This window comes from Streptomyces sp. NPDC005485 (genome assembly GCF_040606085.1).
Lineage (GTDB): Bacteria > Actinomycetota > Actinomycetes > Streptomycetales > Streptomycetaceae > Streptomyces.
Genome location: NZ_JBEXDZ010000083.1, coordinates 1 through 16845 on the forward strand (window position 1 = coordinate 1; position 16845 = coordinate 16845).

A 16845-nucleotide genomic window follows, 5' to 3' on the forward strand; every position below is an offset into this window, starting at 1 on the left:
GACCGGTCGCTGCTCTCCCGGCCCCCCACCCCCCCCCCCCCAACCCCCCCACACCCCCCCCCCAACCCCCCCCCCCGGGGGGGGCGGGCCCCCGGTCTCCTCAGGGAGCCGGGGCCCGACGCGTGCGCCCGTGGGGCAGCTCGTGGGTCAGGCAGCCGGGCAGGTCACCCTGGGATTCCACGAGTAGAACAGGCCGCGGGGGTTGGACTTGTAGATCCAGGCGTGGAGCGTGAAGTGGCCGGGCAACTCGTTCTTCTGGAACTTCTCGCCGAAAAGCTTCGGCGTGGCCTGGCCCGTGTCCGGGACCATCCACTCGACAGCGACGAGCCGGCGCTTGCCGTCGCCCCGGTCCTCGTACAGGACGGCCGCCGGCTTGGCGGGGTCGAGCGAACCGATGTACTTCGGCTTGACGTAGTGGTAGCCCATGCCGCCCACCGGCGGGTTGGCGACGCAGTCGTTGGTGCGGACGTACCCGGCGGCGACGGCGAACGGCTCGTACCCGTACGCGGAGGTCGCCTGATACGTCGTGGACAGATCGGTCCAGACCCGGGGGTCGGGGTCGGTCGCCGCCTGGGCGGGAGCGGCGGTCAGGGCCAGCGACGCTGCCGCCGCGAGGGCGCAGACGGCCTTCAGGGGACGTGCGGGCATGCGGGGGGACTCCTTGGGATGAGGGGAAGGCACCCGGGAGGGCGCCCGTCCGGCGGCGGGCCTCCCCCGTCCCGCACGAGCAGCATTGCCGCAATGCCCGACGGTCGCCATCCGGGTGGCCCGACGGGCTGACAGCGGGCCGAACCGGCCGCGGCCGCCCGATCGGGCAGCCTGTGGATAACTCCGACGCTGTCAGCGCGGAGGCCTATGGTGGCTGTCGTGGGAGAAGCACGACGGACGGGGGACTGGCGATGGGTGGGACGGGTGTGATGACCGACGCGGGCGCGACGGAGACTCTGGGCGACAGCGAGGCACTGGCCACGCTCCACCGGGTCTTCGGGTACGACGCCTTCCGCGGCGAGCAGGAAGCGATCATCGAGCACGTGGTCGCGGGCGGCGACGCCGTCGTCCTCATGCCGACCGGCGGCGGCAAGTCGCTGTGCTACCAGATCCCGTCCCTGGTCAGACCCGGTACGGGAATCGTGGTCTCACCCCTCATCGCGCTCATGCAGGACCAGGTGGACGCGCTGCGGGCGTTGGGCGTGCGTGCCGGGTTCGTGAACTCCACGCAGGACTTCGACGAGCGGCGCACGGTGGAGGCGGAGTTCCTGGCGGGAGAGCTCGACCTGCTCTACCTCGCTCCGGAGCGGCTGCGCCTGGACACGACGCTCGACCTGTTGTCGCGTGCCAAGATCTCCCTTTTCGCCATCGACGAGGCGCACTGTGTGTCCCAGTGGGGCCACGACTTCCGCCCCGACTACCTGGCGCTCTCCCTGCTCGGCGAGCGCTGGCCGGACGTCCCGCGGATCGCGCTGACGGCCACGGCCACCCGCGCGACGCATCAGGAGATCACCCAGCGTCTGGGTATGCCGACGGCCCGCCACTTCGAGGCGAGTTTCGACCGCCCGAACATCCAGTACCGGATAGTCCCGAAGGCCGACCCGAAGAAGCAGCTTCTGTCCTTCCTGCGCGAGGAGCACGAGGGCGACGCGGGCATCGTGTACTGCCTCTCGCGTAATTCGGTGGAGAAGACCGCCGAGTTCCTCTCCCGCAACGGCATCGAGGCGGTGCCCTATCACGCGGGTCTGGACGCGGGCACGCGCGCCAGACACCAGTCGCGCTTCCTGCGCGAGGAGGGGCTGGTGGTCTGCGCGACCATCGCCTTCGGGATGGGCATCGACAAGCCGGACGTCCGGTTCGTCGCCCATCTCGACCTGCCGAAGTCGGTCGAGGGCTACTACCAGGAGACGGGCCGTGCGGGCCGCGACGGACTGCCGTCGACGGCATGGATGGCCTATGGACTGCAGGACGTGGTCCAGCAGCGGAAGCTGATCCAGGGCGGAGAGGGCGACGAGGCGTTCCGCCGCCGGGCGGCCGCTCACCTGGACTCGATGCTGGCGCTGTGCGAGACGGCCGAATGCCGCCGGGGCCAGCTTCTGGCCTACTTCGGCCAGGACCCGCGCACTCCGGCGTGCGGCAACTGCGACACGTGCCTCACGCCGCCCGAGACCTGGGACGGCACGGTGGCGGCGCAGAAGCTGCTGTCCACGGTGGTGCGACTGCAGCGTGAGCGGGGCCAGAAGTTCGGCGCGATCCAGATCGTCGACATCCTGCTGGGGCGCCGCACCGCCAAGGTGATCCAGTTCGACCACGATCAGCTGTCGGTGTTCGGTATCGGTGAGGAACTGGCCGAGTCCGACTGGCGGGGTGTCGTGCGGCAACTGCTGGCTCAGGGGCTGCTCGCGGTCGAGGGCGAGTACGGGACGCTGGTGCTGACCGAGGCCAGTGGGACGGTGCTGCGGCGCGAGCGCGAGGTACCCCTGCGCAAGGAGCCGCCCAAACCGCCCACCGCCCGCTCGTCGTCCTCCCGGGGCGAGCGCAAGTCCAAGGCGGCCGTGGCCGAGCTGCCTCAGGAACTGGTCCCCGCCTTCGAGGCCCTGCGCTCCTGGCGCGCCGAACAGGCCAAGGAACAGGGCGTCCCGGCATACGTCATCTTCCACGACGCCACGCTGCGGGAGATCGCCACGGTGTGGCCGAAGTCGGTGACGGAGTTGGGCGGTATCAGCGGAGTGGGCGAGAAGAAGCTCGCCACGTACGGGGAGGGCGTGCTGGAGGTTCTGGGCTCCCTGGGCGGAACTCCCGCGACGCCGAGCCCCGCGCACGACCCGGCGCCGGGCGGAGCGCCGGAACCGGGCCCGCACCCGGGCACGGGTCCGGGCACGAGCCCGGACCCGGACTGGCCCGAGATGGACATGGAGCCGGAGCCCGAGGACTGGATATAGCGGACTGGATGTAGGGGACCGGACCTCGGGGGCCGGACATCAGGGGCCGGCGGGGATGTACCGGCGCGACCCTCCCGCCGGTGGGCGGATGCCGGCCCGGCGGGGGTCTCGCCGGTGTCCACCGGGTCAGGACGCCGGCGTGATCCTGCCCGTCACCTCGCCCAGGCCGGTTCGGGTGCCGTTCGGGCCGGGGGCCCAGGCCGTCAGGGTCACCTCGTCGCCGTCCTCCAGGAACGTGCGCTTGCCGGCGGGGAGTTCGAGAGGGGTCTCGCCGTTCCAGGTGAGTTCGAGCAGGGAGCCGCGTTCGTTCTCGGCGGGGCCGCTGACGGTGCCCGAGCCGTAGAGGTCGCCGGTGCGCAGGGATGCGCCGTTGACCGTCATGTGGGTCAGCTGCTGGGCGGCCGTCCAGTACATGGTGGAGAACGGCGGCTCGGAAACGACATGGCCGTTGATGGCCACGGAGATGCGCAGGTCGTAGCCGGCGGGCTCCTCCGAGGCGTCGTCCAGGTAGGGGAGCAGGGGGTGGGTGCGCTGCGGGGGCGCGACCTGGGCGTCCTTCAGGGCGTCCAGCGGGGTGATCCACGCCGAGACGGAGGTGGCGAAGGACTTGCCGAGGAAGGGGCCGAGGGGGACGTACTCCCAGGCCTGGATGTCGCGGGCCGACCAGTCGTTGAGGAGGCAGAGGCCGAAGACGTGGTCCCGGAAGGCGGGGAGCGGGACGGACGTGCCCATGGCGGTGGGGGTGCCGACGACGAAGCCGACCTCTGCCTCGATGTCCAGCCGGACGGACGGGCCGAAGGAAGGGGCCGATTCCGTGGGGGCCTTGCGCTGGCCCGACGGACGCACCACCTCGGTTCCCGACACCACAACGGTGCCGGACCGGCCGTGGTAACCGATGGGCAGGTGCTTCCAGTTGGGGGTGAGGGAGTCGGGGGCGTCCGGGCGGAAGATCCGGCCGACGTTGCGGGCGTGGTTCTCCGAGGCATAGAAGTCGACGTAGTCCGCGACCTCGAAGGGGAGGTGCAGGGTCACCTCGGACAGGGGGTGCAGCAGGGGTGCGATGGCCTCCCGGTGGGAGGGGACCGTCACCCAGGCCGTGAGGGCGCGGCGGACGTCGGACCAGGCCGTGCGGCCCGCGGCGAGCAGTGGGTTCAGCGAGGGCCGCGCGAGCAGCGAGACATACGGGGAGCCGAGCGCGGCGGCGGCCGCGCCCGCGTCGAGGACGTGGTCGCCGAGCCGGACACCGACGGTGCGCTCCGAGGAGCCGGTCCGGGAGAAGACGCCGTACGGAAGGTTGTGCGGACCGAAGGGATCGCCCTCGGGGACATCGAAGGGGGGCATCGGGTGCTGCCTCGCTTTCGTGCTCGCCATGTGTTCCATGCGTTCCGTGTGGTCGCGCCACACGTTACGTGGGAGTGACGGTGTTGCGGCAGGGCCCCCTGGGGGACCGCTGGTGGTGCCGGGCGCCCCTAAAGAGTTCGCAATGTCCGATTAGGTCTTGTCGGAGGCGTCAATTCCGGCTTAGCGTCCTTTGGGGGACACGGACGGGGTGGGTCCGGTCCGTAGGGGGGACACGTGGGGGGACCCGTGGCCAGGAGCGCCGGTGGCGTTCCGGTCGACGCAGACCGGGACGTGCCGGGTCTGATCGTGAAGTTCGGCGACTATCCACTGCATCACGGCGGGGTGGGCGCCATCCGGAGCCTGGGCCGTCTGGGCATACCGATGTATGCCATCACCGAGGACCGTTACACGCCGGCCGCGGTCTCACGCTATCTGCGGCGCGCCTTTGTCTGGCCGACGAGTGGGACGGAGGCGCCGGAGCGGCTCGTGGAGGGCCTGTTGAGGATCGGGCGCCGCATCGGACGCCCGGCGGTGCTCGTCCCGACGGACGAGGAGGCGGCCGTCCTGATCGCCGAGCATCAGGGCGTGCTCGGCGACCGGTTCCTGTTCCCGAAGGTGGACGCGAAACTGCCGCGCCGCCTCGCCAGCAAGCAGGGTCTGCACGAACTGTGCGTGGAGCACGGCATACCCAGCCCGGCGGCGGCCTTTCCGCAGTCGTACGACGACATCGTGCGCTTCGCCGAGACGGCCGCGTTCCCGCTCGTCGCCAAGAACCGCGAGGCCTTCGTCCGCCGGCAACAGCCCGCGGTGAACGGGACGACGAGGATCGCGACGCGCGAGGGGCTGCTCACGCTCGCCCGCGACTGGGGCGAGCACCCGGGCGTGATCCTCCAGGAGTACCTGCCGAGGGAGGACGCCGAGGACTGGATCGTGCACGCGTACTTCGACGCGGACTCGACGCCGCTCGCGATGTTCACCGGCGTGAAGGTGCGCTCCTGGCCGCCGCACGCGGGAATGACGGCGAATGCATATGTAGTCGATAATCCGGAACTCGCGGATCTCGCCGCGCGTTTTATCAAGCAGATCGGCTTCAGCGGAATCATCGACCTCGACCTGCGCTTCGACCGGCGCGACGGGCAGTACAAGCTCCTTGACTTCAATCCGCGGATGGGCGCGCAGTTCCGGCTCTTCGAGAACGAGTCGGGGATCGACGTCGTCCGTGCCATGCACCTCGACCTGACCGGGCGTGCCGTTCCCGAGGGGGAACAACGGGCCGGTCACCGTTACGTGGTGGAGAACATCGACCTGCCTGCCCTGCTCGCCTACCGGCGCAGCGGTTACACGACACCGCACGCGCCCGCTCGCGCGAGTGGTACGGAGCTGGCGTGGCTCGCGGGTGACGACCTGCGGCCGTTCTTCACCATGCTGGCGCGCTTCGTGCGGCCGGGCGCGAAGCACCTGTATCAGCTGTGGCGGACCAACCGCCGCGGCAGCACCACGACCAGTGCGACGACCAGCAAGGACGCCCGGTAGCGCCGGCAGGCGCGAGCAGCAGGGGCGAGAAGTGACGCACGACCACGAGTGGCGAAGTGGTGTCCTGGGGAGGGGACTTCGTGATTCATCCGGTAGCAGTCATCGGTGCCGGCCCGTTCGGCCTGTCCACCGCGGCCCATCTGCGGGCGCGCGGCATTCCGGTGCGCGTCTTCGGCGAGCCGATGGTCAGTTGGCGTGACCACATGCCCGAGGGGATGCTGCTGAAATCGACTCCGGTCGCATCCAACATCGACGCGCCGCAACGCGGCCACAACCTCGTCGACTACTGCGATGCTGCGGGGATACCGCGGCTCGTCACGGACGAGGACATCATTCCCGTCGAGACGTTCATCGCGTACGGGCAGTGGTTCCAGCAGAAGCTCGTGCCCGAACTGGAGCGGGTGCGGGTCGTCTCCGTGGACCGCAAGGGCGGCCAGCGGGGCCAAGGCGGCGCAGGCTTCGAAATCAAGCTGGACTCGGGGGAGTTGTTCACGGCGCGGGCGGTCGTGGTGGCCACCGGGCTGTCCGGGCTCGCCCATCTGCCCGCCGAGCTCGGGGGCGCGGCGGCCGACGGACCCACTCCGACCGGTCCGGTGTCCCACAGCTCGCAGCACCATGACCTGAGCCGGTTCTCGGGCAGGGAACTCGTGGTCGTCGGCGCGGGGCAGTCCGCGCTGGAGACGGCCGTCCTGGCCGCGGAGGCGGGCGCGCAGGTGAGGGTGGTCTCCCGGGGCCGGGGCCGGGTCGCCTTCGGTGCGCCCCCGTGGGAGCAGCCCAAGCTGCGCCCGGAGTCGCCGTTCGGCCGCGCCTGGTCGCTGTGGGCGCTGAGCTACTACCCGCAGCCGTACCGTCATCTGCCCGCGCAGGCCCGGCACTACCTGGTCCGCCGCGTGCTGGGCCCGCTCGGCGCGTGGTGGCTGCGTGACCGCTTCGAGGGCAAGGTCGCCGTCCGCGAGGTCGCGCGGATCGTTCGCGCCGAAGCCCAGGGCGCCCAGCCGGTGCTCACCCTGCGGACCCTCGGCGGCCGGGTGGAGGAGCTCGCCGCCGACCACGTCATAGCCGCGACGGGCTACCGCGTGGACATCGCGGCGATGGACTTCCTCGGACACGAACTGCGCACCGAGCTGACGGTGAGCAGGGGCACGCCGAGGCTCGGCGCGGGCTACCGGTCGTCCGTACCGGGGCTGTACTTCACGGGATTGCCGGCGGCGGCTTCGTACGGCCCGGTGATGCGGTTCGTGTGCGGTACGGAGTTCGCCTCGCCGCGGCTGGCGAAGCATCTGGCGGCAGCGCACGGCTGAGGCGGGCGACGGCTGCCGGCACCGACAGCCACCAACGATCGCCGTGGGTGCGGTCGGTGCGGTCGGTGCCGACGGTACCCACGGCCACCACCAACGCCCGTCGACGGCTCAGGAGCGCGGCGTCTCGTCGGTGAGTGTCCAGGCGGCCGAGTCCCTGCGTGGGGCGGGGCGGACGTCCCACCGGGCGAGGTCGCCGTCCGCGGTCGGGTCGCCGGAGGGGAAAAGGCCGCGGGCGTCGGGTCTGAAGTAGAGGCGGTGTGCCCAGAACTCGGGGAGTTCGTGGCCCAGCAGGTCCTGTCCCATGGGCTGGAGCTCCTCGGCGGCGTACGCCTCGTTGATCCGTGCGACGGCCTCCGCCCGGGAGATTCCGAAGCGCTCCACGAGGACGTCGGCGATCTCGCGGAAGTAGTCGAGCCACTCCTCGTCGAGGCGCAGCAGGAACTCCCCGGTCCGCGGGGCGTTCTCGTAGACCGCCGCGTGCTGCCAGGCCAGGAAGTCGGTGATCACCTCGGGTGGGTTGGCCGCCTCGGTGGCCGCGATCTCCCAGCCGGGGGCGTACATGTCGAAGACCACGACGGGGAGGGGGCGGCCGAAGATCCGCTCGATGTGGCCCTCGGCGTGCAGATGCCGGGCGAGGGCGATGCAGGCGCCGGAGAAGTGCAGGCCGAGGAGGTCGTCCTTGCCGTCGATCTCCTTCTGCTCGGCCTCGGGGAGGTCGTCGGGCAGCTCGAACTCGTCGTCGTATCCCTCGTACCAGAGCCCGAGTTGCCTCACCTCCTCGACGTAGAGACGGCTGCCCTCCGGGTCCTCGGGCACATTGCCGAGCGTCTCGAAGCCTTCCAAAAGCCAGTAGGCGTAGTTCCAGCGGGCCTCGCCCGGGTCTTCCGGGTAACTCTCGCGCTCGTACTGGCTCTCGGTGTTGTAGCCGATGGCCACGTACGGACGGCGGCAGTCGTCATCGGTCCGCCAGATGCGGAAGGAGAGGACGTATGTCTCCTGCCTCAGCTCTTCGGGGAAGCGCTTCAGGATTCCCACGGCGGCCTCGCGCAGATGCGCTTCGAAGAGGCTCATGTCTCCCCCCGTACCTTCTCGATCGAGTTGTTCCGATGGTGCTGTCTTTGTGGGGCGGCCCCGGCAGGGCCGTCTCTCCGGGGCAACTCCCCGATGTGCCACAGGCGTTCGAGTCGGTGCCGCGTCATCATCCTGCCTCCTGGTGAAGCCGTACGGCAGCGGCCCGGTCGCGCGGAACCGGACCGGGTACGGCAAGCCGCGTGGCGCACGAGATACCGGACGTCGTCCGGTTCACGCCGGGCCGATGTGTCGTTCGATCCGTATTCTTCGGATCATGGCCGCTCCGACTGCATATTCACTCATCGCCACTGACCTGGACGGAACGCTGCTCCGCGGCGACGACACCCTCTCCGACCGGTCGCTGACCGCGTTGGCGCGGGTGGCCGGGGCGGGCGCACAGCACCTGGTGGTGACGGGACGACCGGCGCCGAGAGTGCGACCGCTGCTGGAGGACCTCGGCACCACGGGCCTCGCGGTGTGCGGGCAGGGGGCGCAGCTCTACGACGCGGGAGCGGACCGCCTGCTCTGGTCGGTCACCCTGGACAGGGAGTTGGCGGAGACGGCGCTCGGCAAGATCGAGGCGGAGGTCGGTCTTCTCTACGCGGCGGTGGACCAGGACGGTGTGGACGGGCTGACGCTCATCGAGCCGGGGTATCTGATGCCGCACCCCACGCTTCCCGCGGTCCGCGTCGACCGGCGCGACGACCTCTGGACCGAACCCATCAGCAAGGTGCTGCTGCGCCATCCGACGCTGTCCGACGACGAGTTGGCGTCCGCGGCGCGCATGGTGGTCGGTTCGCTGGCGACGGTCACCATGTCGGGGCCCGGCACCGTCGAACTTCAGCCATGTGGCGTGACCAAGGCGACGGGACTCGCGCTGGCCGCCGCGCACCTGGGTCTGGCGCCCGCCGCCACGATCGCCTTCGGCGACATGCCCAATGACATCCCGATGTTCGACTGGGCCGCCCGCGGCATCGCGATGGCCAACGCCCACCCCGAACTCAAGGCCGTGGCCGACGAGGTGACGCTGTCGAACGAGGACGACGGGATCGCCGTAGTGCTGGAGCGACTGTTCCCCTGACCTGTGATCCGTCCGGCAGTCCCCGGCGGTGATGTGCCGTGGGTCAGTCCCCGGCGGGCCGTACGGTCCAGTGGGCCGAGTCACGGGGCGGAGGCGGGCGGACCTCCCAGACGGAGAGGTCCCTGTCGGGGTCGTCGTCGGGGAGGCGGCCCCCGTTGGGCCTGAAGTAGAGGCCGTAGCCCCAGTATTCGGGGAGTTCGCGGCACATCGGGTCGGGATACGGCGTGATGTGCCGTTGCGTGTAAGCCCTGTTGATCCTCGCCACGGCCTCGGCGCGCGGGATGCCGAAGCGGGTGACCATCTCGTGGGCCATCTCGCGGAAGTACGCGAGCATGCCCGCGTCGAGATCCATCAGGAACTCCCCGGTCCGCGCCGCCATGTCCTCCCGTTCCCCTCTGCTCTGCTCTGCTCTGCTCTGCCCAGCCCGCCTCGGTCGCCTCCGCGTGGGCGGGCCGGCTACTCAGGGTTCCACGCCGTCAGTACGTCGTGAAGTCGTTTCCGGTGGTGGGCGATCCAGTGCTCCGGCAGGTCGACGGGGACATGCACGGTGACCATGGAGACCGTCTCGTCCTCCACGACGACCTCCGGACAGTCCCGCTCGCCCGTCAGCCGGATGAACACCGACGGCCCTCTGTCCACCGCCATCCACGCGATGTCCTCGCCGCCTTCCAGCCGGTCCAGGGCGCGTCCCCAGTCCTCAAGTCGCCGTCGCCACAAGGCGAGTGGGATGCGCCCGCTCACGAACGGGGTCTCCACGGCGATCTCGGCCGCGAGACCGACGCCGTCCTGCATCATCGGGTGCCGCCCGAGGACCGTGATCCTGACGGCGTTGCCCTCCTCGTCGGCGAGCAGTGCGAGATCCATCGGGCCGACGCGGGTCGCGACGGGCAGGTCGGCGTCGCAGAGGACGCAGACGAAGTGCGCGTCCCGTACGGAGTTCCACTCGCCGCAGGCCGGGCAGCGGCGGTGGACGAGAGGGTGGGTGAAGCCCGGCCCGTGGGCGATACCCGCACGGTGGAGGGCCGCGACGACGGCCGGCCAGGACTCGACCGGGTCGGGGCAGTAGCCGGTGGACTGGTTGCTCAGGTAGTCCGCCGTCCAGCCCTGCCTCAGATGGGCGAAGCCCATCTCTCCGGCGGCACGCACCGCCTCGCCGTCCGCGCAGGCCACGTGCTCGGAACGGCGCGGCGCGAGCCGCAGGGTTCCGGAGCGGTCGACGACGAAGGTGAACGGCTCGGGGCGTTCGTCGTCGGGGCGGCCCGACAGGAAACGTTCGAGGTCCGCCGGGCTGCGGACGAGGGTTCCGGTCCCGTGCCGGACGCTCGCCGCGATCTCCGCCGGGCCCACGTATGCGTACGTGTGCATGCCAGAAGCTACCTCCCGGCAGGCTCACCCCGCGCGCTCATTCCGGGCCGCCTCACCTCGCGCGACACCCTGGAGCGCCTCACCCCGCCGTGCGCGGAATTCTCCTCTCCCATGTCCGGTGGAAGACCACCTCGTCCCCGTCCTTGCAGATCACCTCGTTGGAGGTGAGGAAGTTCTCGGCGTCGCAGGTGATGTCGGAGCGGGTCTCCACCCGTGTGTCCCAGCCCAGTTCGGGGCGGTGCAGGCGGATCGACCATGACGAGTGGGTGCGGGCCGACAGCGGGTCGGACTCGTTGATCGTGTACGTCTCCGCGGCGTCCTCGGTGAACTCCAGGCCGTCGGGGTAGACGCGGGTGCCGCCGTAGCGGGGGTCCACCTCCAGGCGCCATTCGCCCTTGGCCACGTCGCGCACGACCAGGCGTTCGGGGCGGGGCTCGTCCAGGGTGGCCGGGAAGGCGACACCGAGCGGCTCGGACTGCTCCGCCTCGTCGAAGGTGATGCGCGACTCCTCGGAGGTCGACTCCCTTGCCCGTACGGGGAGTTCGAGCGCGCTGCCCGCCGGATCCAGAGTGAACCCCTCCTCCGATCCCGGCTGCGGCCAGATCCAGGGCCAGTACGCGGAGGAGACGGCGAGCCGGATGCGATGGCCCGGCGGGAACGCGTGTCCGATGCCGTTCAGTTCGAAGGTCACCTCCTCCGTGGTGCCCGGCGTCCACGGGATCGCCCGGTCGCGGCCGTGCCGGGCGGAGAAGTTGAGGACGCCGCGGGTGACGAGGGTCGACGCGCCGTCCGGCGACACGTCGCACACCCGCGCCACCACCTGGCCCCGGCCCCGGGGAGCGTAGGACGTCAGCCGCAGCCGTACCCGCGGCCGCCCCAGCACCCAGGTCTCCTCCGGCACCTCGAACTCGAAGCACGCCGAGCGGGCGTCCTCCTCCCGCTGGTCCGGCGGCAGGTCCGCATCGTTGCCGAAGGGGAAGAAACGGCCCGCGTCCAGGCCGGTGTGCTGCGGGGACCGCACCCGCACAGGGGCGCCGCGCAGTGCGTACGAGACCGGGGTCACCCGCGCGGAGGGCCAGGTGTCGTCGCCCACCCAGCGGCCGGGCAGCACGTCGTACACCGTCGCCGGAGGGTGCGAGTCGCTGACGTACGAGCGCAGCAACGGCTCCGCCATCACCCCCGTGTCGGTGCCGCGCAGCCAGTGGTCCCACCACCGCAGCGTCTCCTGGAGGAAGCCGATCGCGGGGCCCGGCGGCAGGCCGCGGTCCGGGTACTGGTGCGACCAGGGGCCGATCAGGCCGCGCACGCGGTCCGGCGGGAGGTTCTCGACCAGGCGCAGCACGGTGTCGCGGTACGGGTCGTGCCAGCCGCCCACCGCCAGGACGGCGGCGCGGACGGCGCCGTAGTCCTCGCAGACACTGCCGTGGCGCCAGTACGCGTCCCTGGTCTGGTGTTCGAGCCAGGTGTGGAGGTATGGGTCCACCGCCTCCAGCCGTTTCAGCCACAGCTCACGCCACATCACCTCGCCGGCGTAGGCGGGGTCCGGCGGGCGGGCGACGAAGGCGAGCATGGTGGCCGCCCAGGCGTGCATGTCGACGGCGAGGACGGAACCTCCCATGTAGTGGACGTCGTTGTCATAGCGGTCGTCCGTGGAGCAGACCGTGACGACCGCCTTGAGCGGCTCGGGCGCGAGGGCCGCGAGCTGGAGGGAGTTGAAGCCGCCCCAGGAGATGCCGAACATGCCGACCCGGCCGTCGCACCAGGGCTGGGCCGCCAGCCAGTGGATCACCTCCATCCCGTCGGCGAGCTCGGTCGCGGAGTACTCGTCGGTGGGCAGCCCCTCCGAGTTGCCGTGCCCGCGGACGTCCACGCGAACGGAGGCGTAGCCGTGACCGGCGTACCAGGGATGGCGCTGCCAGTCGCGCGGAGCGGTCCAGTCCGTGAGGCGGTACGGCAGGTATTCGAGCAGCGCCGGGACGGGCTCGGTGGTCAGAGGGCGCCAGACGCGGGCGTACAGGCGCGTGCCGTCCGCGAGCGGGATGCGGACGTCCTCGTGCGCCGTCTCGTACGGGAAGGCCGTGCGGATCTTCATCGCGGAAACCTCGGATGCCTGAGTGGACTCGGTTGCCTCAGTGGACGGGGTGCATCGTGCGGCGCAGCCAAGGGGCGAGGGCGATCACGGCCAGGCCCGCGGCCACGGCGATCGCGCCGTTGACGCCGAAGTAGGCCGGCTTGGAGACGTGGTCGTAGAGCTTCACGGTCTGGGCCTGGATGCCGTTGGCGAGGGCCAGGGACAGGAACCAGAGGGACATGGTCTGGCTGGAGAAGGCGACGGGGGCGAGCTTGGTGGTGGCGGACATGCCCGAGGTCTCCAGCAGGATGTCGCCGAGGCCGAGCAGCAGGTAGGAGCCGACGATCCACCAGGCCGACATCAGATAGTCGTCGCTCGGGTGGCCGCTGGTCGGCAGGACCATCAGGAGGAAGGAGAGGCCGCCGAGGATCACGCCGATCGCGATCTTGTTGGAGGCGTGCGGCTGGCGGTGGCCCATCCGGACCCAGAGCGCGGCCACGAAGGGCGCGAGCCCCACCTCGAAGGCGCCCAGCGCGGACGCGTACCAGCTCGCCGGGAAGTCGAAGCCGAGGATCGTCGTCTCGGCGTTCGACGCTGCGAGCAGCATCATCGTCGAGTACGCCTGGAAGAGGATGAAGTTGAAGACCGTCGAGGCGAGGAAGAGGACCACGTACGGCCGCAGCCGGCCGCGTTCCTCGGGCGTCACCCGGTCGCTGCGGAACATGACCGCGAAGTAGACCACCGGGGCGATCACCGAGATCAGGGTGAGCAGGTCGACGAAACGGCCCATGGTCAGCAGGCCCCCGGCCGCCAGGAGCACCGCGAGTACGGCCGCCGCGAGCAGCCCGAGGACGATGCGGCGCACGGCGCGGCGCATCGCGTCGGGGTCGAGCGCGAACTGCGCCGCGTGGGTGCGCCCGGCCAGGTGACGGCGGCCCGTGACGTACTGGACCAGTCCGAACGTCATGCCGATCGCGGCCGCCGAGAAGCCCCAGTGCCAGCCCTTGTGGTCGCCGAGCCAGCCGGTGATCAGCGGGCCCGCGAAGGCGCCGATGTTGATCGCCATGTAGTAGAGCGCGAAACCGGCGTCACGGCGGTCGTCGTCCGTGCGGTAGAGCTTGCCGACCATCGTGGCGACGTTGGGCTTGAGCAGGCCGGTCCCCGCGCTGATCAGACCGAGGCCCGTCCAGGTCATGGCGGCCGTCGGCACGGCCATGGAGTAGTGGCCGCAGGCGATCAGGACGCCGCCCCACAGGACCGCGCGGTACGAGCCGAGCATCCGGTCGGCGAGCCAGCCACCGGCGACGGACACCAGGTAGACGAGCGTGCCGTACGCCGCCGACACCGACGCGGCCGTGCCCGCCGCCATGCCCATGCCGCCGTGGGCGACGGTGTCCGCGAAGAAGAGGACCAGGATCGCCTGCATCCCGAGGAACGAGAACCGCTCCCAGACCTCCAGACCGGAGAGCGTGAGCAGGCCCCGGGGCTGGCCGAAGAAGGCATGGTCGTCACCTGCCGGCGGACGGCTCTCGGGCTCGGTTTCGACGGTGCTTCGGGACACGCGGGCCTGCTTTCGGCTGATCGGGCCTGCTTTCAGGTAAGTCCATAAATGTCATGTCGTATCACCTGATGGGGAACATACCGTCCGTGATCGGATACCGCCCGGCCTGGAAGGGCGGGCGCTCGTGGTGATCGAAACGTGACCGGATACGCTGACTTGAGTGATGGCAGCGACACATCGACAAACCGTGTCATCGACCGAATGATCGACCGAGACCGAATGATCGACCGAGTTCGCCATGTGATCGTCAGCAGACAGGAGAACCTCTCGTGACCGTCGTCGGGCCGTTCGGGCTGAGCGTGCGGGACCAGGCTCTCGAAGCCGATGTCCAGGCCGGATTGGTGGCTGTCGAGGAGGGCCTGCTCGAAGTCACCAAGAGCGAGGTCCCCTTCATCACGGAAGCTGCGCAGCACCTCCTGCGGGCCGGCGGGAAACGGTTCCGGCCGCTGCTCGTGATGCTCGCCGCGCAGTTCGGTGACCCCTATGCGCCGGGTGTCGTGCCCTCGGCCGTGGTCGTGGAGCTGACCCATCTCGCCACGCTGTACCACGACGACGTGATGGACGAGGCGGACGCGCGGCGCGGGGTGCCCAGCGCCAACACCCGCTGGGGCAACTCGGTGGCCGTCCTCACCGGTGACTTCCTGTTCGCGCGCGCTTCGCACACCCTGGCCGACCTCGGCCCCGAGGCCGTACGCATCCAGGCCGAGGCGTTCGAGCGGCTGGTCACCGGGCAGATCCTGGAGACCGCGGGGCCGCGCGACGGGCGCGACCCGGTCGACCACTACCTCGACGTGCTCGGCGGCAAGACCGGTTCGCTGGTGGCCGTGGCCTGCCGGTTCGGCGCGATGATGTCGGGCGCCGACGAGACGGTCGTGGACGTGCTCACGCAGTACGGCGAGCGGCTCGGCGTCGCCTTCCAGCTCGCGGACGACGTGCTGGACATCGCCTCCGACTCGCATGAATCGGGCAAGACGCCGGGGACCGACCTGCGCGAGGGCATCCCCACGATGCCGGTGCTGCGGCTGCGGGAGCGCGTGGAGCGGCTCGGGCTGGCCGAGGACATCGCGCTGTGCGAGCTGCTGGACTCCGACCTGACGGACGACGCCCGGCACGCCGAGGCGCTCTCCCGGCTCCGGGTCCACCCCGCGCTGGACCAGGCCCGGCTGGACGCCGTGCGGTACGCCGAGGAGGCGCGGGCCGCGCTGGCGCCGCTGGTCGAGTGCGATGCGAAGGCGTCGCTGGTGGAGCTGTGCGACGCGGTGGTGCACCGGGCGGGATAGCCCGCGCGGAGCCACCGTCGACGGCGTGACCCGGGTCACATGATTGGATTGAGTCCAGGGTCGGATTCATTCCGTACTCCTGCACAGAAGCCGGCGCAGGGGGTGTCGGCCGAGTACGGGGAGACAACAGAATCATGGGATCCGACGCCACGTTCAGTACGAGCAGTACGAGCAGTACGAGCAGTGCAAGCAGTGCAAGCAGTGCAAGCTCCACGAGCCCCACAGGCTCCACGCGTCGCAAGAGCCCGATCCTGGCCGCCGCAGCGGTCGTCGCCGCGGCCGGATTAGCCGCCGCCGTCAGCCCGGCGGTGGCTGACAGCGGCAGCAACGGCGCGAGGCACTCCGGGCATGGCGACCGGACCGTCGCCGTACGCAGCGGGGTCCTCCTCGGCGGCAGCGGAACCATCCTCGCCACCAGCCTCAACGGCGCGAGCGAGGTGCCCGTACAGGGCGGCCCCGCCGTCGGCGACAAGGACGGCGCGGCGCTGGAGTTCATCAAGGTCAAGGGCAACAAGGTGTCCGTCGCCGTGACCTGGCGCGGCACCGGCAGGCCCACCATGCTCCACATCCACCAGGGCGCCAAGGGCACCAACGGTGGCGTGAAGATCGACTTCAGCAAGCTGCTCGGCGGCAGCAAGCACCACAGCGTCACCGGCACCGTGAAGGTCGAGGACGCCGCCCTGCTCGACCAGTTGAAGAACGACCCCGGCGCCTTCTACGCCAATCTGCACACCGCCGAGTTCCCGGGCGGCGCCGTCCGCGGCCAGCTCCACAAGGTCACCGGCACCTTCGACTTCCGGCACGCCAGGAACAACTTCCAGGCGTCGGTGGTCAAGGGCGAGCAGATCTACGAGTGCAAGGCCGTCGAGGGCGGCGGGTTCGCGTTCGCCCAACGAGACGTCAGCGCACGGCTCGGCGGCGGCATCGCGCACTCGTTCACCGCGCCCAACTCCGGTACGCCGCAGTGGGTCGCGCCGGACGGCAGCGCGGTCACCGGCGCGCTGATCTCCAAGACCCCGAACGGCGACAAGAACATCGCCGAGCTGGACCTCAAGGCCACGCAGTCCGGCAGGCACCACGGGCTGCTGGCCCACACGCAGGAGATCCTGCGCCTCAACACCGTGGGCGGCGTCGCCCCGGCCGGGTCCTGCGCACCGGGCACGATCGTGGGCGTGCCATACCAGGCGGACTACGTGTTCGTGCAGAAGTAACCGGCCCCCTTCGAAGGCGGCGCCTCCCTCGACCCCTACGGGTTGGGGGAGGCGCCGCCTCCTTGTGTCATACCGCAGCAGTACATGGAGTTGATCCCGG

The 16845-nt window shown here is 70.6% G+C and carries 13 protein-coding genes; 6 read left to right on the forward strand and 7 right to left on the reverse strand.

Features of this window, described 5'->3' with window-relative positions; genetic code table 11:
• Positions 1-147: 147 nt before the first annotated feature.
• Positions 148-648 carry a hypothetical protein gene (locus tag ABZS97_RS25650; protein ID WP_356140905.1) on the reverse strand — a complete coding sequence of 167 codons (501 nt, stop codon included), beginning with the start codon at positions 646-648 and terminating at the stop codon, positions 148-150.
• 251 nt (positions 649-899) lie between these two features.
• Here ABZS97_RS25650 and recQ point away from each other — a divergent pair, with 251 nt between their 5' ends.
• Entirely contained in the window at positions 900-2930 is a 2031-nt protein-coding gene (gene recQ / locus ABZS97_RS25655; protein ID WP_356140907.1) for a DNA helicase RecQ, read from the forward strand.
• A 126-nt stretch (positions 2931-3056) separates the two neighbouring features.
• Here the strand turns inward: recQ and fahA are convergent, their stop codons facing one another.
• Positions 3057-4271, reverse strand: coding sequence for a fumarylacetoacetase (fahA, locus tag ABZS97_RS25660; protein ID WP_356140909.1), 1215 nt, complete (start codon positions 4269-4271; stop codon positions 3057-3059).
• A 234-nt stretch (positions 4272-4505) separates the two neighbouring features.
• On the opposite strand from fahA, the gene ABZS97_RS25665 reads away from it, so the two are divergent.
• Complete coding sequence (locus ABZS97_RS25665; protein ID WP_356140911.1) at positions 4506-5804, forward strand: ATP-grasp domain-containing protein; 1299 nt, start codon at positions 4506-4508, stop codon at positions 5802-5804.
• Positions 5805-5884: 80 nt separating this feature from the next.
• Positions 5885-7105, forward strand: coding sequence for an FAD-dependent oxidoreductase (locus ABZS97_RS25670; protein ID WP_356140913.1), 1221 nt, complete (start codon positions 5885-5887; stop codon positions 7103-7105).
• Between the two features lie 108 nt (positions 7106-7213).
• Here ABZS97_RS25670 and ABZS97_RS25675 read toward each other — a convergent pair whose 3' ends face one another.
• Positions 7214-8176 (reverse strand): hypothetical protein, encoded by a 963-nt coding sequence (locus ABZS97_RS25675; protein ID WP_356140915.1) that lies wholly within the window; start codon positions 8174-8176, stop codon positions 7214-7216.
• Between the two features lie 274 nt (positions 8177-8450).
• On the opposite strand from ABZS97_RS25675, the gene ABZS97_RS25680 reads away from it, so the two are divergent.
• On the forward strand, positions 8451-9257 hold the full coding sequence (locus ABZS97_RS25680; protein ID WP_356140917.1) for an HAD family hydrolase: 807 nt from the start codon (positions 8451-8453) through the stop codon (positions 9255-9257).
• A 43-nt stretch (positions 9258-9300) separates the two neighbouring features.
• On the opposite strand, the gene ABZS97_RS25685 is transcribed toward ABZS97_RS25680, so the two are convergent.
• The 4 genes from ABZS97_RS25685 to ABZS97_RS25700 form a co-directional block, all read right to left on the reverse strand.
• Positions 9301-9636 carry a hypothetical protein gene (locus tag ABZS97_RS25685; RefSeq protein ID WP_356140919.1) on the reverse strand — a complete coding sequence of 112 codons (336 nt, stop codon included), beginning with the start codon at positions 9634-9636 and terminating at the stop codon, positions 9301-9303.
• A gap of 77 nt (positions 9637-9713) precedes the next feature.
• A complete protein-coding gene (locus ABZS97_RS25690) occupies positions 9714-10622 on the reverse strand; it encodes a DUF5959 family protein (RefSeq protein ID WP_356140921.1) in 909 nt (302 codons plus the stop codon).
• A gap of 79 nt (positions 10623-10701) precedes the next feature.
• Positions 10702-12714, reverse strand: coding sequence for a CocE/NonD family hydrolase (locus ABZS97_RS25695; RefSeq protein ID WP_356140923.1), 2013 nt, complete (start codon positions 12712-12714; stop codon positions 10702-10704).
• A 37-nt stretch (positions 12715-12751) separates the two neighbouring features.
• Positions 12752-14254 carry a peptide MFS transporter gene (locus tag ABZS97_RS25700; protein WP_356140925.1) on the reverse strand — a complete coding sequence of 501 codons (1503 nt, stop codon included), beginning with the start codon at positions 14252-14254 and terminating at the stop codon, positions 12752-12754.
• 269 nt (positions 14255-14523) lie between these two features.
• Between ABZS97_RS25700 and ABZS97_RS25705 the strand changes: the two genes are divergently transcribed.
• Both ABZS97_RS25705 and ABZS97_RS25710 read left to right on the forward strand, forming a co-directional pair.
• A complete protein-coding gene (locus ABZS97_RS25705; RefSeq protein ID WP_356140928.1) occupies positions 14524-15534 on the forward strand; it encodes a polyprenyl synthetase family protein in 1011 nt (336 codons plus the stop codon).
• Between the two features lie 134 nt (positions 15535-15668).
• Positions 15669-16745: a CHRD domain-containing protein gene (locus ABZS97_RS25710; protein ID WP_356140930.1), complete on the forward strand. Its 1077-nt coding sequence runs from the start codon at positions 15669-15671 to the stop codon at positions 16743-16745.
• Positions 16746-16845 lie beyond the last annotated feature (100 nt).

Coding starts and splice junctions, on each gene's coding strand:
- ABZS97_RS25650 (WP_356140905.1), bottom strand. CDS start 648: ATGCCCGCACGTCCCCTGAAGGCCGTCTGCGCCCTCGCGGCGGCAGCG.
- recQ (WP_356140907.1), top strand. CDS start 900: ATGGGTGGGACGGGTGTGATGACCGACGCGGGCGCGACGGAGACTCTG.
- fahA (WP_356140909.1), bottom strand. CDS start 4,271: ATGCCCCCCTTCGATGTCCCCGAGGGCGATCCCTTCGGTCCGCACAAC.
- ABZS97_RS25675 (WP_356140915.1), bottom strand. CDS start 8,176: ATGAGCCTCTTCGAAGCGCATCTGCGCGAGGCCGCCGTGGGAATCCTG.
- ABZS97_RS25680 (WP_356140917.1), top strand. CDS start 8,451: ATGGCCGCTCCGACTGCATATTCACTCATCGCCACTGACCTGGACGGA.
- ABZS97_RS25685 (WP_356140919.1), bottom strand. CDS start 9,636: ATGGCGGCGCGGACCGGGGAGTTCCTGATGGATCTCGACGCGGGCATG.
- ABZS97_RS25690 (WP_356140921.1), bottom strand. CDS start 10,622: ATGCACACGTACGCATACGTGGGCCCGGCGGAGATCGCGGCGAGCGTC.
- ABZS97_RS25695 (WP_356140923.1), bottom strand. CDS start 12,714: ATGAAGATCCGCACGGCCTTCCCGTACGAGACGGCGCACGAGGACGTC.
- ABZS97_RS25710 (WP_356140930.1), top strand. CDS start 15,669: ATGGGATCCGACGCCACGTTCAGTACGAGCAGTACGAGCAGTACGAGC.